Annotated in this window: 15 protein-coding genes; 7 read left to right on the forward strand and 8 right to left on the reverse strand. The window is 74.3% G+C overall.

Features of this window, described 5'->3' with window-relative positions; translation table 11 throughout:
• Positions 1-35: 35 nt before the first annotated feature.
• Entirely contained in the window at positions 36-497 is a 462-nt protein-coding gene (locus tag AAT21_RS19255; protein ID WP_046778041.1) for a nitroreductase/quinone reductase family protein, read from the reverse strand.
• Positions 498-659: 162 nt separating this feature from the next.
• On the opposite strand from AAT21_RS19255, the gene AAT21_RS19260 reads away from it, so the two are divergent.
• The 3 genes from AAT21_RS19260 (at position 660) to AAT21_RS19270 (ending at position 3023) form a co-directional block, all read left to right on the forward strand.
• Positions 660-1358 (forward strand): TetR/AcrR family transcriptional regulator, encoded by a 699-nt coding sequence (locus AAT21_RS19260; RefSeq protein WP_046778498.1) that lies wholly within the window; start codon positions 660-662, stop codon positions 1356-1358.
• A gap of 166 nt (positions 1359-1524) precedes the next feature.
• On the forward strand, positions 1525-2481 hold the full coding sequence (locus AAT21_RS19265) for a spherulation-specific family 4 protein (RefSeq protein WP_235438938.1): 957 nt from the start codon (positions 1525-1527) through the stop codon (positions 2479-2481).
• Between the two features lie 77 nt (positions 2482-2558).
• On the forward strand, positions 2559-3023 hold the full coding sequence (locus tag AAT21_RS19270; protein ID WP_079025807.1) for a hypothetical protein: 465 nt from the start codon (positions 2559-2561) through the stop codon (positions 3021-3023).
• A gap of 455 nt (positions 3024-3478) precedes the next feature.
• Here AAT21_RS19270 and AAT21_RS19275 read toward each other — a convergent pair whose 3' ends face one another.
• Positions 3479-4018, reverse strand: a complete 540-nt coding sequence (locus AAT21_RS19275; RefSeq protein WP_046778043.1) for a hypothetical protein — start codon at positions 4016-4018, stop codon at positions 3479-3481.
• Between the two features lie 93 nt (positions 4019-4111).
• Entirely contained in the window at positions 4112-4855 is a 744-nt protein-coding gene (locus AAT21_RS19280) for a maleylpyruvate isomerase family mycothiol-dependent enzyme (RefSeq protein ID WP_046778044.1), read from the reverse strand.
• A 38-nt stretch (positions 4856-4893) separates the two neighbouring features.
• Between AAT21_RS19280 and AAT21_RS19285 the strand changes: the two genes are divergently transcribed.
• Together AAT21_RS19285 and AAT21_RS19290 are read left to right on the forward strand one after the other, a co-directional pair.
• A complete protein-coding gene (locus AAT21_RS19285; protein ID WP_046778045.1) occupies positions 4894-5550 on the forward strand; it encodes an alpha-ketoglutarate-dependent dioxygenase AlkB family protein in 657 nt (218 codons plus the stop codon).
• A gap of 43 nt (positions 5551-5593) precedes the next feature.
• A complete protein-coding gene (locus AAT21_RS19290) occupies positions 5594-6871 on the forward strand; it encodes an ROK family protein (protein WP_079025808.1) in 1278 nt (425 codons plus the stop codon).
• Between the two features lie 56 nt (positions 6872-6927).
• On the opposite strand, the gene AAT21_RS19295 is transcribed toward AAT21_RS19290, so the two are convergent.
• Positions 6928-7512, reverse strand: coding sequence for an ATP-binding protein (locus AAT21_RS19295; protein WP_052757878.1), 585 nt, complete (start codon positions 7510-7512; stop codon positions 6928-6930).
• Positions 7513-7712: 200 nt separating this feature from the next.
• On the opposite strand from AAT21_RS19295, the gene AAT21_RS19300 reads away from it, so the two are divergent.
• A complete protein-coding gene (locus AAT21_RS19300; protein ID WP_046778047.1) occupies positions 7713-8885 on the forward strand; it encodes a PLP-dependent cysteine synthase family protein in 1173 nt (390 codons plus the stop codon).
• Between the two features lie 15 nt (positions 8886-8900).
• On the opposite strand, the gene AAT21_RS19305 is transcribed toward AAT21_RS19300, so the two are convergent.
• Positions 8901-9389 (reverse strand): SRPBCC family protein, encoded by a 489-nt coding sequence (locus AAT21_RS19305; RefSeq protein ID WP_046778048.1) that lies wholly within the window; start codon positions 9387-9389, stop codon positions 8901-8903.
• A 206-nt stretch (positions 9390-9595) separates the two neighbouring features.
• On the opposite strand from AAT21_RS19305, the gene AAT21_RS19310 reads away from it, so the two are divergent.
• Positions 9596-11971, forward strand: a complete 2376-nt coding sequence (locus AAT21_RS19310; protein WP_046778049.1) for a hypothetical protein — start codon at positions 9596-9598, stop codon at positions 11969-11971.
• Here the strand turns inward: AAT21_RS19310 and AAT21_RS19315 are convergent.
• The 3 genes from AAT21_RS19315 to AAT21_RS19325 form a co-directional block, all read right to left on the reverse strand.
• Positions 11922-14384, reverse strand: a complete 2463-nt coding sequence (locus AAT21_RS19315) for a right-handed parallel beta-helix repeat-containing protein (protein WP_046778050.1) — start codon at positions 14382-14384, stop codon at positions 11922-11924. The genes AAT21_RS19310 and AAT21_RS19315 overlap by 50 nt on opposite strands.
• Before the next feature lie 146 nt (positions 14385-14530).
• Positions 14531-15136, reverse strand: a complete 606-nt coding sequence (locus tag AAT21_RS19320) for an Rv1733c family protein (RefSeq protein ID WP_046778051.1) — start codon at positions 15134-15136, stop codon at positions 14531-14533.
• A gap of 149 nt (positions 15137-15285) precedes the next feature.
• Positions 15286-16110, reverse strand: a complete 825-nt coding sequence (locus AAT21_RS19325) for an MOSC domain-containing protein (RefSeq protein WP_046778052.1) — start codon at positions 16108-16110, stop codon at positions 15286-15288.
• Positions 16111-16141 lie beyond the last annotated feature (31 nt).

Raw genomic sequence — 16141 nt, forward strand, 5'->3', positions numbered from 1 at the left:
GCACGTGCCGCGGTGCGCGGTGCCGGGCCGGCGGGTCAGCTCGATGCCGGGACGATCCGGAAGACCGGGTGGTCGTCGGCGATCGCCCGGATCTCCGCGTCCGAGGCCTTGGCGTCGACGCCGCGGAAGAACTGGTTGACCTCCCAGCCCCACTTCTCCAGGTACGTGCGCAGGATTGCGGTCTTCGCGGCCGGGTCGGTGATCTCGACGACGGTGAAGGCGCGCACCTTCCGTCCCACGCGCAGCTCGCCGCCGCCCGCGACCCGCATGTTGCGGACCCACTGGGAGTGGCCTCGGGCCGACACGAGGTACTCCGCGTCCTCGTGCTTGTGCGGATTGACCGGGATCCGCTGCATCCGGCCGGACGTGCGGCCGCGCACCGAGAGTTCGGCGCTGCCGGCCAGGCTGATGCCGTAGCGGGCCAGCTTGCCGAAGAACGCGTTGAACCGGGTGACCAGCGGACCGGCCTGGACGTAGTACGGGGTGGGCGCGTTCACGAGGACCTCCGGGCATCTTCTGCGTGCTCCATTTCGAGAGCACTGCTCTCGCTTGAATCCAGTGTGCATTGATCGGTGCACCAAAGCAAGAGCAGTGCTCTCGAAGTTGAGCAGCGATCCGAATCCTGGGCAGTGCTCCGCCCGCGTGGCACACTGGCCCGCATGAACACCGTGCGAGGGGCCAGGGAACGGGCCCGCATCGAGGTCACCGCCGCCATCAAGGACGAGGCACGCCGCCGGCTCGCGGCCGAGGGCGCCGCCAAACTGTCCCTGCGCGCCGTCGCCCGCGAGCTGGGCATGGTCTCCTCGGCCCTCTACCGCTACTTCCCCAGCCGCGACGACCTGCTGACGGCGCTCATCATCGACGCGTACGACAGCCTCGGCGCCGCTGCCGAGGAGGCCGACGCCCACGCCCTCGCCGCCGGAGCCCCGCCCCGCGCACGCTGGATCGCCGTCTGCGAGTCCGTCCGCACGTGGGCGCTGCGGCACCCCCACGAATACGCCCTCGTCTACGGCTCCCCGGTGCCCGGCTACAGCGCCCCCGCCGACACCATCGGGCCCGCCTCCCGGGTCGGCAACGTCCTCATCGGCGTCGTCCGCGCCGCCTACGAGGGGCGCGGCCTCGCCCTGCCGCCGCTGCCGCCCGCCCTGGGCCCCGAGGCGGACCGGATGACCGCCGATTTCGCGGAGGGCCTGCCCCCGGCGGTCGTACCCGCCCTCGTCGCCGCGTGGGCGCAGCTGGCCGGCCTGGTCTCCTTCGAGCTGTTCGGACAGTTCAAGGGTGTCGTCGAGGAGCGGTCCGCGTTCTTCGCCCACGCGGCCGGGCAACTGGCGCACGGGGTCGGGCTGCCCGCCGTATGACACGAAGGCGGGGGAGGGGCGGCCGTCCCTCCGGGAATTCACGTGATGGGGCGATGGCTCGCTCTCCTGTTCCTCACGCCAATACAAGAGGTTCAGCCCTGACCGACGGGCCGTCCGTCTAGTGTTCCTCGGGTCCCCCGCCCCGCCTCCGCCGGAGGAAACGTTCATGCCTCGCGCCGAGAAGGCCTTGTACGCCGTCCTGGCCACCGTCCTACTGGCCGCGCCGGCGCCCTCCGCCAGCACGCCGCCGCGCGAAGCGCCCACCCGGCCCGCCACTGCCGCCGCCCCGTCACCGACCCCGCCGCCCACGCCGCGGCTGCCGGGCGTACGGGGCCTGGAGATCGGTGTTCCCGCCTACGTGATGGCGGACGACCGCATGCTGACCGACCTCACCGCCACCGGCCCCGCCCCGTCGGTCGTCGTACTGAACCCGGGCAACGGCGACGCCCCCTTCAGCGCCCCCTGGCGGTCCCGAGCCGACGCGCTCCGCGCCCGCACCACCTCCACCGGCGAGCGGACCAAGGTGCTCGGCTACGTCCACACCGACCACGGCAACCGCGGCATGGCCGCCGTCAAGGCCTCCGTCGACAACTACCTCAAGACCCCGGACGGCCGGCTGCACGTCGACGGCATCTTCTTCGACGTCGTCAGCCGCGACTGCGGCCCCGCCAACGCCACCCGGGACCACTACGCGGAGCTGCGCCGCTACGTCCAGGACACCATGAACGCCGCGGATACCACCGTCCCCGACCTCGTCGTCAACAACCCCGGCACCGCCATAGCCGACTGCTACCTGGATACCGGCCGCCGGACCGCGGACGTCTTCGTCACCTACGAGGACACCTACGCCGCGTACACCGGAGCCGGCTGGCTCGGCGGCAACGTCTTCGACCAGGACTCCGGCTACCGGCCCGGTACCGAACTCGACCCGAGCGGAACGGCCTTCTGGCACCTGGTCCACGACGTCCCCGACGCCGAGGCGATGCGCGCCACTCTCCGCACCTCCTTCGACCGTGGCGCGGGCTACGCGTACGCCACGGACACGGTCATGCCCAACCCCTGGAACGCGGGCCCCACGTGGAAGTACACCTCCCAGACCGCCTACGCGGCCACCCTCGGCTAGTGCTGTGACCGGCACCTTCCCGCAGGCCCGCGGGCCCGCCCATGTGCGGGCGTGCGGCCGTCTGGTTCCATGGTCCCGTGAACGCCGTGATCACCAGCCTCATCGCCGTGCTCGGGACGCTGCTCGGGTCGGTGGTGACGCATGCGTTCCAGCAGCGCTCCGCGAAGCGCACGGAGCGGAACGCCCTGGACGCGCAGCTGCGTCAGGAGCGGCTCGACGCCTACGGCGCGTACGCGGGCCTGCTGGTGGAGTTCCGGCAGGCCATGCTGCACCACTGGTTCTGCGTGCACCAGGGCCGTGACGCGGAGGACGAAGTCGCCCTCCGCGGGCGCTCGTTCGAGACCCGCTCCAGTGCGCAGCAGGCACTCCTCCGGCTCCAGCTGATCACCGACGACGCCGCTCTCGGTACCGCCGCGGTCGACGCCTTCACCGCGGTCGGCGCCATCGACCGTGCGCAGGACCTTCCGGAGCTCGTCACCCGGCGGGACGCGACCCGCGAGCTGATCGACGCCTTCGTCGCGAACGCCCGCCGCTGCGTGTGAGGTTCGGGCGACGGCGCACCGGGCCGGGCCCTGTCCGGTCGGGGTCCGTCCGCGTTGCACCCCATGGTGACGGCCGTGTTCCGGTCCGGGGCGACCTTGAAGGTGCTGTGGAACCGCTCCCGGTCGCCGTGGTGCACCAGGCTGTTGTCGGGGAGCAGCAGCATCCGGCCGTGTACGCCTGCGGCCCGGCGACACCGGACAGTACGGCCAGGACCGGGGCGCCCTCTGCCGCGCGCGACGACGCCGTCCGGTGCACCGGCGACCACCTTCCTCCCTGTGGTCAAAGGTCCTCCGGCGGGCGTGCCCCGGCCAGTTGATCACCTGCTCGGCAGCTGCCGCCCGCAGGTCCAGCCGGTGTCGCCCCTCCCGCAGGTCAGCATTCGCGGGAACAGGCCGCCCACCGGCCGGCCCACGGCCGCGTGGGCCTCTCGCGGAGTGGGACCGCCGCGGCCCGATCAGCGGTAGTCGTCCGGGTGGCCCTGCATCCAGGTGTTGATCCTGTCGCGGGTGCTGATCAGCAGCGTCTGGTGCTTCTTCAGGTTCGTGAAGCTGCGGTCACCGGCGAGTTGCGCGTCGAGCTCCGCGATGAGCGCGATGGGTTCGGGGAAGTGCCCGGGGCCCTTCGGGTCCGCCTTCATCGCCGCGTCCAGGCCGTGGAGTTCGTCGTGGACCCGCCCGAGGAAGTGGGCGCATTCGGCCGGCGTGCACGCATCGTTCAGCGTCGCCTGAAGCCCCGCGAAGGCGTCCCGGACCTTCTCCGGCGCGGCGCCGGGGAGGGCGCCGGGCCCGCCGGAGGCCCCTGGCGCGGCCGGACCCGAACCCGACGGGCCCGGCACCGCGGACGCCGACGGCGGCACCGACGGCACCGACGCCGACGCCGACGCCGACGCGGTCGGCGCGGCGGCGGGCGTGGCCGGATCCGCGCCGCAGGAGACCGCGAACACCGCCAGGACCACCGCGGCCACCGCCGTGCCGCGCACCGTGGAACCGAACACCTGCCACCCCCGAGATCGTTGAGGAGGTGACCATAACCGCTTGTCCCCGCAGGTCATCGGCCGGGGCGCAAGGAACGGCCCCCGGCACAGGCCTCAGATCCCGGCCGTGTCCGCCCACAGCGCGGCCAGCGACAGGTCGCCCGTCACCCCCGGACCCGCCAGCGGCAGCCGGTTCCACAGCGCCGCGTACAGCCAGGCCGCCTCGCCGGTGACCTCGCAGTCGACCGGATCGCCCGTGTCGCCCAGCACCGTCCGCGCCGGCGCCGGCGACAGGTGTACGGTCCACACCGCGGCCGTGTCGGCGGCGCGGATCCGCATCGTCCGCGGCTCCGGGGTCCGCACCCGGCTCCGAGGCCGCGCGTGGAAGCCGGTGAGCAGCTCGTCCACCCCGTCCTCCGCGAAGTCCGGTGCCACCGGTGAGAGGACGACACCCAGCGCGGACTCGGCGTCCATCCGGTGCACGGTGGTCTCATGGGCCTGGCGGCGCGCCCAGAACGCAGTCGGCGACGGCGGGGCGGTCGGCAGGAAGGTCCAGCACTGCACGTCCGCCGGGGCCTCGGTCAGCGTCCGCACCAGGTCCGCGTGACCCTCCCGGAACCACGCCAGGAGCTCGCCGTCGACCAGTTCCGGCGCCTCCGGGAAGCCCGTCGGCTCCAGCCGCCCCTCCGCGACGTAGGCGGCGGCCCAGCGGTGCACCGACCCGGTGTGCCGCAACAGGTCGGTGACGTGCCAGCCCGGACAGGACGGGACGAAGGCATCGGTACCGGCCCGCTCGGCCACGTCGGCGAGCAGTTCGCCCTCCCGGGCGAGGGTCTTCACGTACTCGGTGATCTCCATACCGGGAGTCTTGCAGCCCCGGCACCGACAATGGAGGCATGGACGGCGAACTCTTCCCGCGGGAGCGGACCGTGATCGCCCCCGGGGCGGTGCACGTGCCCGACTGGCTCGGGGCCGACCGGCAGGGAGAGTTGCTGGCGGCCTGCCGCGCGTGGGCCCGGCCGCCCGCCGGCCTGCGTACCGTGCGTACCCCGGGCGGCGGAGTGATGACCGCCCGGCAGGTGTGCCTGGGGCTGCACTGGTACCCGTACGGATACGCCCGCACCGCCGTCGACGGGGACGGGGCACCGGTCAAGCCGATGCCGGACTGGCTCGCCGGGCTCGGGCGGGAGGCGGTGGCCGCCGCGTACGGGACGCCCGCCGACCCCGGCGCGGCCGCCTACGACATCGCACTGATCAACTTCTACGACGGGGACTCCCGCATGGGCATGCACCGCGACGCGGAGGAGAAGTCCCCGGCGCCCGTGGTCTCGCTCAGCCTCGGCGACAGCTGCCTCTTCCGCTTCGGGAACACCGACTCCCGCGGGCGCCCGTACCGCGACGTCGAGCTGCGCAGCGGGGACCTCTTCGTCTTCGGCGGCCCGAGCCGGTCGGCCTACCACGGGGTGCCGAAGGTGCTGCCGGGCACGGGCCCGCGCGCGCTCGGGCTGACCGGTCGGCTCAACATCACACTCCGGGTCGGCGGGCTGGGCTGAGGGGCGGCGTCCGGCACCGTCCGATCATGCGAGGATCGATGCCATGAACGGCAACGGGGCCCCGCCGCGGGTGGGGGATGCGACCACGCCATCGGTGTCGAGCGCGGGCACGCGGACCAAGCTGGAACGGGGTCGCGGCGCGCTCGGACCGGCGCTGGAGCTCGTCCACACCGGCCGCGCCCCGACCCGTGCCGTCCTGACGGCCGAGCTGGGCGTCACCCGCGCCACCGCCGGGGCCGTCGCAGCCGAGCTGGAGGCGCTCGGGCTGATCCGGGTCGACTCCCGCCCCGGCGGCTCGGGCGGCGCCGGGGGCACGGGCGGCGGCCAGGGCCGTCCCTCGCACCGCCTGTCGGTGGCCGAGGACGGGCCGGTGGCGGTCGCCGCGCAGGTGCACTCGGACGGTTTCCGGGCCGCCCTGGTGGGCCTCGGCGGCCGGATCGTCGCCACCGCCCCCGGCAAGGTCACCGTCTCCGCCGACCCGGCCCAGGTGCTCGGCGCGGTCGTCCGGGCGGGCGCGGAGCTGCTCGCGGACAGCGGCCGCCGCTGCGTCGGCGCCGGGCTGGCGGTCCCGTCGGCGGTCGCCGAGCCGGACGGCACGGCGCTGAACCCGCTGCACCTGGCCTGGCCGGCGGGCTCGCCCGTACGGGACATCTTCGCGGAGTGCGTGAAGGACGCCGGGATCGACGGCCCCGCCCTGACCGGCAACGACGTCAACCTCGCTGCGCTCGCCGAGCACCGGCACGGCGCGGGTCGCAGCGCGCAGCACCTGCTGTGCGTGGCCACCGGGCACCGCGGGGTCGGCGGCGCCCTGGTGCTGGACGGCCGCCTGCACAGCGGCAGTTCGGGCCTGGCCCTGGAGGTCGGCCACCTCACCGTGAACCCCGAGGGGCGCGCCTGCCACTGCGGCGGCCGCGGCTGCCTGGACGTGGAGGCGGACCCGCTGGCCTTCCTCACCGCGGCGGGCCGCAGCCCCGGCCCCGAGGTGTCGCTGCTCCAGCAGGCCCGCGACCTGCTGCGCGAGGAACCCGAGGAGCCCGCGGTACGGGCGGCCACGGAAGAGCTGATCGACCGGCTCGGCCTGGGCCTCGCCGGCCTGGTGAACATCCTGAACCCGGACCGGATCATCCTGGGCGGGCTGCACCGGGAGCTGCTGTACGCGGACCCGGAGCGGCTGCGGGCGGTCGTCGCGGACCGCAGCCTGTGGGGGCGCAGCGGCGGCGTGCCCATCCTGCCGTGCACCCTCGACCACAACAGCCTGGTCGGGGCGGCGGAACTGGCCTGGCAGCCGGTGCTCGACGACCCGCTGGGAGCCCTCACCTAGGAGGTGCTCCCGGCCGGACGGCGGTCACCCGGGACGGCGGTCACCCGGGACTGCGGTCACCCCGGGCGGACCGCCACCGGGGAGGGGGCCGGCACCGGCAGCGCCGCGGGTACGGTCTCCGGCACCGGCAGCGCCGCGGGTACGGTGCCCGGGTCGACGGCCACGACCACGGTGCGCGTGGGTTCCCGTACGGGCCTGGCCGCGATCGAGACCGGGTGCGTCGGAGCCACCGGGGTGGGCGCCGCCGTCAGGGAGAACCAGACGACCTTGCCCAGCCCGTCGGGCCGTTCGCGCACTCCCCAGGCCTCGCTGAGCGCCTCCACGAGGGCGAGCCCGCGTCCGCAGGTCTCCAGTGGCCCCGCCTGCGTCGTGCGCAGGACCGGGAGCCGCGGATCGCTGTCGATGACCGAGACCGTCAGCCGTCCGAGCCGGAGCTCGATCTCGACGACGCAGGTCTTGTCCGGCTGCGCGTGGCGGTGGACGTTGCTGAGCAGCTCCGTCACGCCGAGCGCAGCCCGGTCTATGAGCGGATCGAGCTGCCAGTGGCGCAGTTGGGCCGAGAGGATTCTGCGGATTTGGCCGATCCGCGACGGCAAGGCCTGCAGTTCGACGACGCAGTGCCTGCGGGAATGACTGATCACGGCTGCGACTCCCCGACATGAGTGTTACGGGTGCTGCACCCTCGGTAATGCTCCACCAGGGTCACCCACGGTGCCGCGCAGTGCAACCGAACGCGATCGAAAGCGATCCGCATAGATACCCAAAGTGACTGTTTGTGCAGGTGAGAGAGGTACATTGCGAAAGGCAGGGGGCGAAGCAGACCCATGAAGGAGCGCGCCGCATGAGCACCACCGGCACTACGGGCACCACCGGCACCACCGGCCCGGGAACCACCACCGGTACGACGGCCACGACCGTCGATGTCGACCGCAGCGACGCGGACTACCGTGCCTGGCTGAAAGAGGCGGTGCGCAAGGTCCAGGCCGACGCCAACCGCTCGGCGGACACGCACCTGCTGAAGTTCCCGCTGCCCGAGGCCTGGGGCATCGACCTCTACCTCAAGGACGAGTCCACGCACCCGACGGGCTCCCTCAAGCACCGCCTCGCGCGCTCGCTGTTCCTCTACGCCCTCTGCAACGGCTGGGTCCGGCCGGGCCGCCCCGTCATCGAGGCCTCGTCCGGCTCGACCGCCGTCTCCGAGGCGTACTTCGCCAAGCTGATCGGTGTCCCGTTCATCGCCGTCATGCCGCGCACGACCAGCCCGGAGAAGTGCCGTCTCATCGAATTCCACGGCGGCGAATGCCACTTCGTGGACGACCCGATGAAGATGTACGAGGCGTCGGCGGAGCTCGCCGCCCGCACCGGCGGGCACTACATGGACCAGTTCACGTACGCGGAGCGGGCCACCGACTGGCGCGGGAACAACAACATCGCGGAGTCGATGTACCAGCAGCTCAAGCTGGAACGTTTCCCCGAGCCCGCCTGGATCGTGGCGACCGCCGGCACCGGCGGCACGTCGGCGACCATCGCGCGCTACGTGCACTACATGCAGCACGACACCCGCATCTGCGTCCCCGACCCGGAGAACTCCTGCTTCTTCGAGGGCTGGACCCGCAACGACCCCAATGCGAGCAGCGATTGCGGCTCGCGCATCGAGGGCATCGGCCGCCCGCGGATGGAGCCGAGCTTCGTACCCGGCGCCATCGACCGGATGATGAAGGTCCCCGACGCGGCGAGCGTCGCCGCCTGCCGCGCGCTGGAGACGGCCATAGGGCGCAAGGCGGGCGGCTCGACCGGCACCGGCCTGTGGAGCGCCCTGAAGATCGTCTCGGAGATGGTGGCGGAGGGCCGCACCGGCAGCGTCGTCACCCTGCTGTGCGACCCGGGCGACCGCTACCTGGACAAGTACTACTCCGACGAGTGGCTGGCGGCGCAGGGGCTCGACATCGCCCCGTACGCCAAGACCCTCGACACGCTCATGACGACCGGCGTCTGGCGCGAACCCACCACCTGACGCGCCCCGGCGCGGTCAACGGCCCGGCGCGCGCGGGGCGGTGAGGCGTTGGTCCAGGGTGCGGACCGCCGTGCGGAAGGAGTGCCCCAGCCCCGGACGGGCGGCGGTCAGGACCAGGCGGAACGCGGCCGGCCCGTCCGCGGCGAAGGTCCAGCGGATGTGCGTACCGGAGCCGGCCGGAGTCAGCCTCCACTCCTCCAGCAGGGCCCGGACACCGGGAGCGTTGGTCGTGTCGACCCGGTACGCGTAACGCCGTTCGGGATCCGCGGCCATGATCGTCTCCTGCATGCGGACCCCGCCCAGCAGCCCGATCTCACGGCCCGCCCCGCCGTACGTGGGGCGGGCCAGTGTCACCGCCCTGAACCAGCGTGGCCAGCCTTCCACTTCCTCGGCGAGCGCCTGGTACACCGCCTCGGGCGGCGCCGCCGCATCGGCGGCGAACACCAGCCGGACCGGCGCCACATCGATGAAGTCCAGCCCCACCGGGCGGAGTCGGCGAACCATGGCGTTACCTCCTGAGGGCTGATCCGGGGGACGTGCGCGGTCACCATAGCCGTGCGCCCCCGAGATGTCCGCTGCAACCGCCCGTGATTTCCCCGCCGGACGCCGCCCGCCCCCGGGCGGGTTCCCCCGTACGGGGCCTGGGCAGCGCCCCAGCCGCGCGGGATGCTGGAGACGCGCCGATCCCCCCCCCGCGAGCGGAGGCCTGCGTGCCCGACCGCCCCCAGCCCGACCCGCCCCTCGCCCTCGAACTCCTCGTCCACGGCGTCGCCGGCGCCTCCCCGGCCGAACTGCTCGGCGACCCGCGCACCGTCCGCGTCACCGGCGACTCCACCGCGGCCGTGTTCCGCCGCACCGACGACGCCGACGCCGAAGCCCACCCCGAGCGGTACGCGGGGCTGCCCGTCCCCGAGGCCTACTGCTGGTCCCGGCTCACCTCCGGCAACGGGGCCCGCGCCCTGTGGCTGCTGCTCCTGCCCTTCATGGTGGCCAACCTCGCCCACTGGGCCCGGCCCGCCGCCCCCACCGGACTCGCCGCCGACCCCGCCCCGCGCGCGGTGCGCATGTACGGGGTCCTCGTACGGATCCTCGCGCTCAGCCTGACCGTCCTGCTGATCGCGGCCGCCTGCGAGGTCGCGCTCGACCTCGTCGCCTGGCAGTGCGCGGGCTCCGCGACCTGCACCGCCGCCGGCTCCCGGCTCGGTTTCCTCGCACCCGACGGCGGCGGCTGGTGGTCCCAGCCCGGGCGCCGCCTCACCCTCGGCGCGCTGGTCCCCACCGCGCTGACCGGGCTGCTCTGGTTCCTGTCGAACCGGACCTGGACCGCCTACGAATCCCAGCCGCCGCCCGCCGGAGCCGCCGACCCGGACACCGCCTCCGACCCGGCGCCCGCGCTCGGCCGCCCCGGATTCTGGTACGGGCGCCGCATCGTGGCCCGGCTGCGGGCCGCGCACACCGCGGCCGGGCTGCTCACCGTCGGTGTGGCCGTCTCCGTGCCCACCGCCGCCCACGACCGCCGGACTGCGGCGACCGCCCCCGGCCTCGAAACCGCCGGCTGGATCACCCAGGCCCTCCTCGCCGCCGGGGCCGTCATCGTGGCCTGGGTCGTCTGCCGCCGCGGCCGCACCGAGGACCGCCCCGACCACCGCCTCGACCGGGCCGTGGTCAGCCTGCTGCCCGGCGCCGCCCTCGCCCTGCTCGCCGCCGTCCTCGTGCACGCCTGCCTCTCACGCCCCGGCTGGACCTCCGCGGGACGCCTCCCCGGGGACTTCGCCTTTGGGGTGATCATGCTCGGCCAGGGTCTCTGCGTGCTCGCCCTCGCCGCCGTCGCCCGGTATCTCCACCGCCGGGCCCCCGATCCGGCGGCCGCCCTGCGCGGCCTCGGCGGTCCCGCCGTCGCCATGCTCGGCTGCGCCCTCGGCGGCGTGATGTCCGCCGGTGTTGCCCGGCGCGTCGCCGACTGGATGGACGCAGGAGCCACCCCCGGCATGGCGGGCGCACCACTGCCCGGGCCACCCGTCCTGCTGTCCTGGCAGGCCTCCGTGCTGCCCCCGCTGCTCCTCGTACTGGCGCTGCTCGCGGCCTGGTTCGCGGCGCGCGCGGCCCGGACCCGGCGCCGCCTCGCCGCGACCGTCGCGGCGGAGTACCCGGGGGAGAGCCCGGACGTGCCGCGCAGCCGCCGCATCGCCGGGGCTCGGACGACCGCCGCGCTCACCGACTCGGCGCCCTGGTTCGTCGCGGCCGTCTCCGGGATCACCCTGCTGCTCGGCGCCGGCGCCCTGGCCGGAGCCTGGTACACCGGGCAGGTCCCGGGCGAGGCCGCCCGCTCGGCCCCGCCGCTGCTGGAGGCCGCCGCCCGCACCGCCCAGGACGCCGGTTCCTGGCTCACCGGCCTCGGTATCGCCCTCCTTGTCGCCTGGGGCCGCCGCGCCTACCGGGACCCCGCCGCCCGGCGGACCATAGGGATCCTGTGGGACGTCGGCACCTTCTGGCCACGTGCCGCCCATCCCTTCGCACCGCCCTGCTACGCCGAGCGGGCGGTCCCCGACCTGACCTGGCGGATGGCCGGCTGGACCGGCCGTACCGGCGGCCGGCTGGTGATCTCCGGCCACTCGCAGGGCAGCGTGCTCGCCGCGGCGGCCGTCTGGCAACTGCCCCCGCCCGTCCGCCGCCGCGTCGCGCTGCTCACGTACGGATCCCCGCTCGCCCGCCTCTACGGCCGCTGGTTCCCCGCCTACTTCGGCCCCGGACCCCTCGCCGCCCTGCACCGCGACATCGACTGCTGGCGCAACCTCTGGCGGGCCACCGACCCCATCGGCGGGCCCGCGCTCCCCGGCCCCGCGTCGCCGGAGGTGGACCGCGGCCCGCTCGCCGACCCGCTCGCCTACGGGCGCAGCGCCCACCATCCGCTGCCCGCGCCGATCCTCGGCCACGCCGACTACCAGGCGGACCCGGCCTTCGCCGCCGAACGCGCCGCCCTGCTCGCCCGGCTGGAGCGGGCCGCACGGGCCGAGGTACCGGCTCAGCGCCCCGGCATCAGCAAGGGGTGGGCAGCGTCGGCAGATCCTCCGGGAACAGCAGGGTGAGGTCGTCCGTGCTCGGCTCGGACAGCTGGGCCACCCGCCCCGCGTGCCGCTCGACCATCGACTCGAAGGTCTGGCGCGCGGTGCGGCCGTTGCCGAAGGCAGGCCCCTTCGGCAGCTCCGTGAAGTACCTCAGCAGGGCTTCCTTCGTGCCCTCCCCGAGGTGGTACTCGTGCTCCTGCGCCTGCCGCTCCACGATCCGCAGCAGTTCCCCCGGGCCGTAGTCGCCGAAGGCGATGGTCCGGGAGAACCGCGAGGCCACACCTGGGTTGACGGTCAGGAAGCGTTCCATCTCCGCCGTGTACCCGGCGACGATCACCACCACCGCGTCCCGGTGGTCCTCCATCAGCTTCACCAGGGTGTCGATCGCCTCACGCCCGAAGTCCCGGCCCGAGTCCTCCGGGGCCAGCGCATACGCCTCGTCGATGAACAGCACCCCGCCGCGCGCCCGCTCGAAGGCCTCCTGCGTACGGATCGCGGTGGAGCCGATGTGCTCGCCCACCAGGTCCACGCGCGACACCTCCACCAGGTGCCCGCGCTCCAGCACCCCGAGGGAGGCGAGGATCTCCCCGTACAGCCGGGCGACCGTGGTCTTCCCGGTGCCGGGGGAACCGGTGAAGACCAGGTGCCGGCGCACCGAGGCCGCCTTCAGGCCCGCCTGCTGCCGCCGGCGGCCCACCTCGATCATGTCGGTGAGCGCACGCACCTCGCGTTTGACACTGTCCAGACCGACGAGCGAGTCGAGCTGCCCCAGCACGGCGCCCGGCGCCCGCCCGGCCACCGCCGCCGACGGCCCGTCCGCTCCCGGATCCGCGGGCCGCGGTACGGACACCCGGCCCGCCGGGACCGGCTGGGCCTCGGGGCCGCGCGCCGCACCGACCGTACGGACCCCGGACTGCGGGCCGGTGAGGCTGCCGCCCGGGGCCGACTGGGCCGCCGACCGCAGGCCCGACCCGTCGCCCGTGCACTGCTCGGCGACGGGACCGTCCTCGGCGAACTCGTAACCACCGCGGGAACAGCGCTCGGTGTGGCAGCGCGTCAGGGTGGTGCGGCAGCCGTCGAGGACGTGGAATCCGAAACCGGAACTGTCCGTCACCCGGCAGGCCGTGAAAGTGCCGCGGCCGCCCGCCGACACGTAGAAACCGGCCTCGGCGGGGGAGGTGACCGTGCAGCGCTCCAGGGCCGGGTCGGCGCCCTTGGTGACGATCACACCGGTCTGCACGGCGTCGATGGTGCAGCCGGCGAGGACGCCGCCGCTGCCGTGGTCGCGGAACCAGGCACCCGTGGCAGCCTCGCGGATGCGGCAGTCGTCGAGTTGCGCCGTGGCCCCGTCGCTCACCGAGACCGCGGTGTTGCGGACCTGCGACAGGTCGCTGTCGGTGACGTCGACGCTCGACCCCCGGTCCAGTACGAAGACCGCGTCCGGCACGTCGTGCACCCGGCACGAGGCCAGGGAGGCGGTGGCCCCGTCGCTGACCCACACCGCCGGATAGTCGCCGGTGCTGTCGTGGATCTCGCAGGACTCGGCGTCCACCCGGGTGCCCGGGTCCCACACCGACAGGCCGTTGCGCCCGAAGCGGCGCACCGTGGTCCGGCCGAGGGTGAGGACCGAACGGGACCGGAGGTCGACCGCGTTCTCCGGGATGTCGTGGATGTCGCACCCGGTCAGGGTGAGCACGGCGTCGGTGTCGAGCGTGACCCCGTCCGCGGAGGTGCGGTGCACCGCGCAGTCGGTGAGGCGGGCGGCGGCGCGCGCGGCGATCTGCACGCCGGTGCCCCGGACCTCGTACACCTCGCAGCCCAGGGCCTCCAGACCCGAGCCCTCGCCGGTCACCGCGATGCCCGCACCCGTGGAGTGATGGATGCGGGAGCGCTCCAGCCGGGGCCGGCCGCCGCCGCGGACCGAGAACCCGGTCTGTCCGGAGGTGACGACCTCGCACTCCTCGAAGACCCCGCCACCACCGTCCAGGACGGCGATCCCGACGCCGGCCGGATTCTCCACGGTGCAGCGGCGCACCAGGGGCCGGGCCCCGGAGCCGCGCACTTCGATACCGGCCGCCGAGTGGGTGCTCACGCGCAGGTCGGTGAGCTCGGGGGAGCCGTCCTCCACCAGCAGCGCCGGCGCCGCCCGGTCCTGGCCCTCCAGGTACAGGTCCTGCACCACGGCCGAGGCACGCAGCGTCAGCGCGACGCCGTCGAGAGGCGCGATCCGCACCGACCCCGAACCGTCCTCCGGCCCGCGCAGGGTGACGGCGTGCTCCAGCACCAGGTTCTCCCGGTAGGTGCCCGGGGCGATGGACAGCACGTCGCCGTCGCCCGCGGCGGCGAGCGCAGCGGTCAGTGTCGGATATTCACCGGAGCGGCGCCGCCACCGCGAAGAGCCGCCGTGCGTCACCTGGACCGTGCCCTGAACCATGGTGCTGTCGTGCCCCCACCCTCGTGCTCATGCTGCCGATGCGGCCGGAGCCGCTGATGTCCGAGGCCACTCGGGCAACTGCTGCCCCTGGAGCGACCTGTCCGGCCGCTCCACCGTAGCGCGCGCGGAGCAGTAGGGCTGCCAGGTCAGCCACCGGCGCCCGCCCGTCCCCAGTCCGGCCCGGCGGCCGCCCACGCCCGGTCCAGCCGTATGTACCGACGATGCATGAGCCGGCGTACGACCAGGCGGCGGACCGTCACGGCCAGGACGGCCACCCCGGCAGCGGCCGCCAGGCCCGCCGCCCCCGCGTGGAACGCGGCGGCGGACGGGTCCAGCGGACGTCCCACCAGCCGGCCCCGCGCGTCGGTCCATATCCGGAACCGGTCGCCGGGGTGCGGCGGTTCCTCCGCGGCCGGCACCGTGCCCTCGTGGCTGCTGCCGTCGGGCGCGGTCCACGAGGCGACGATCTGCGTACGCCGCGGGGCCGTCCGCTGCGCCGCAGGATCCTCGGACGGCTCCGTGTCCGGGGCGGGGCGGACCACCACGGCCGGCACGAGATGACGCTCCTGCCGCTGGGCGTGCACCGCCTGCTGGAGCGTGCCGTCCACCCGCAGGCCCGCGACCCAGCCCACGGCCGGAGCGACCACCACGACGCACACCAGGGCGGCGAAGGCCACCCACGCCTCGAAGAGATCGGTCGGCCGGCGCAGCGGATTGTGCCGCCAGCGCCACACACCCATGGCTGTCCGCACGGTCCGGCTCCCCCTCCTTGCGCCAGTCTCCGCCTGTCTCCCGTTCCGACTGCTCCAACGGCCTGGTCACGCCGGTTGGTTCCAGCTCGGGGCCAGAGCCCCTCGAAGGTGTCATTCCTGTGCTCCGGCCGCCACCCGCAGGCGGCCCGTCAGGCGAGCACGCGGACCTCGTCGCCGACGTGCAGGGTGCCCGGCCGGAGCGGTACCAGCAGCCGCCCGAAGGCCAGCGACTTCCCGATCCGGCGGTGCCGGGCCAGGGTCTTCAGCGGCTCCCTGCCCCGCTCGGCCGTCCGCTGGTCGGTGGTGGTGATGACGCACCGGCCGCATTCGCGCGCCCCGCGGAAGAGCGTGTCACCGATCGTGACGCGCTGCCAGCCGTCCTCCGCCCAGGCCTCGGCCCCCGCCACCACCACGTTCGGCCGGAAGCGGTCCATGGGCAGCGGCCCCTCCTCGGGATGGTCCCCCCGCGCGATCAGCGCGTTGAGGGCGTCGAGCGAGGCGAGCGTGGTCAGCAGCAGCGGATAGCCGTCGGCCAGGCTCACCGTCTCGCCCGGCAGTGCGTAGTCCGGATCCACCGGACGCCGTACGGCCGGGTCGTCCAGATGCACCAGCCGGACCGGAACCCCGAGGAACGCGCTGAACCATTCGGCCGCGGCCCTCGCCGCGACCACGGTCTCGACCTTCTTCCCGAACAGGGAGACCGGCTCCAGCGGACCCGGCTCCGGCACCTCCACGACCAGCTCCGCCAGGCCGGGAGCGGTCACCGCGATCCGGTCGCCGCCCAGCGGGCGCGCCGAGGCCAAGGCCAGCCGGGGATGGCGGCGTTGGGTGAGAACCGTGCCTTCCGGGTCGATCAGGGCCCAGCGGCGGTCCCCGGACAGACCCCAGGGCTCCACGGCCACCGCATCGGGAGCGGTCCCCGCCAGCGACTTGACGGGGTGGACGTGGAGCGCCTGAACGTGCAACTTCGACATGGGGGCATAGTGCCAGCCCGCCCCGCCGTTC

Source organism: Streptomyces yangpuensis (genome assembly GCF_001005295.1).
Classification (GTDB): domain Bacteria; phylum Actinomycetota; class Actinomycetes; order Streptomycetales; family Streptomycetaceae; genus Streptomyces; species Streptomyces yangpuensis.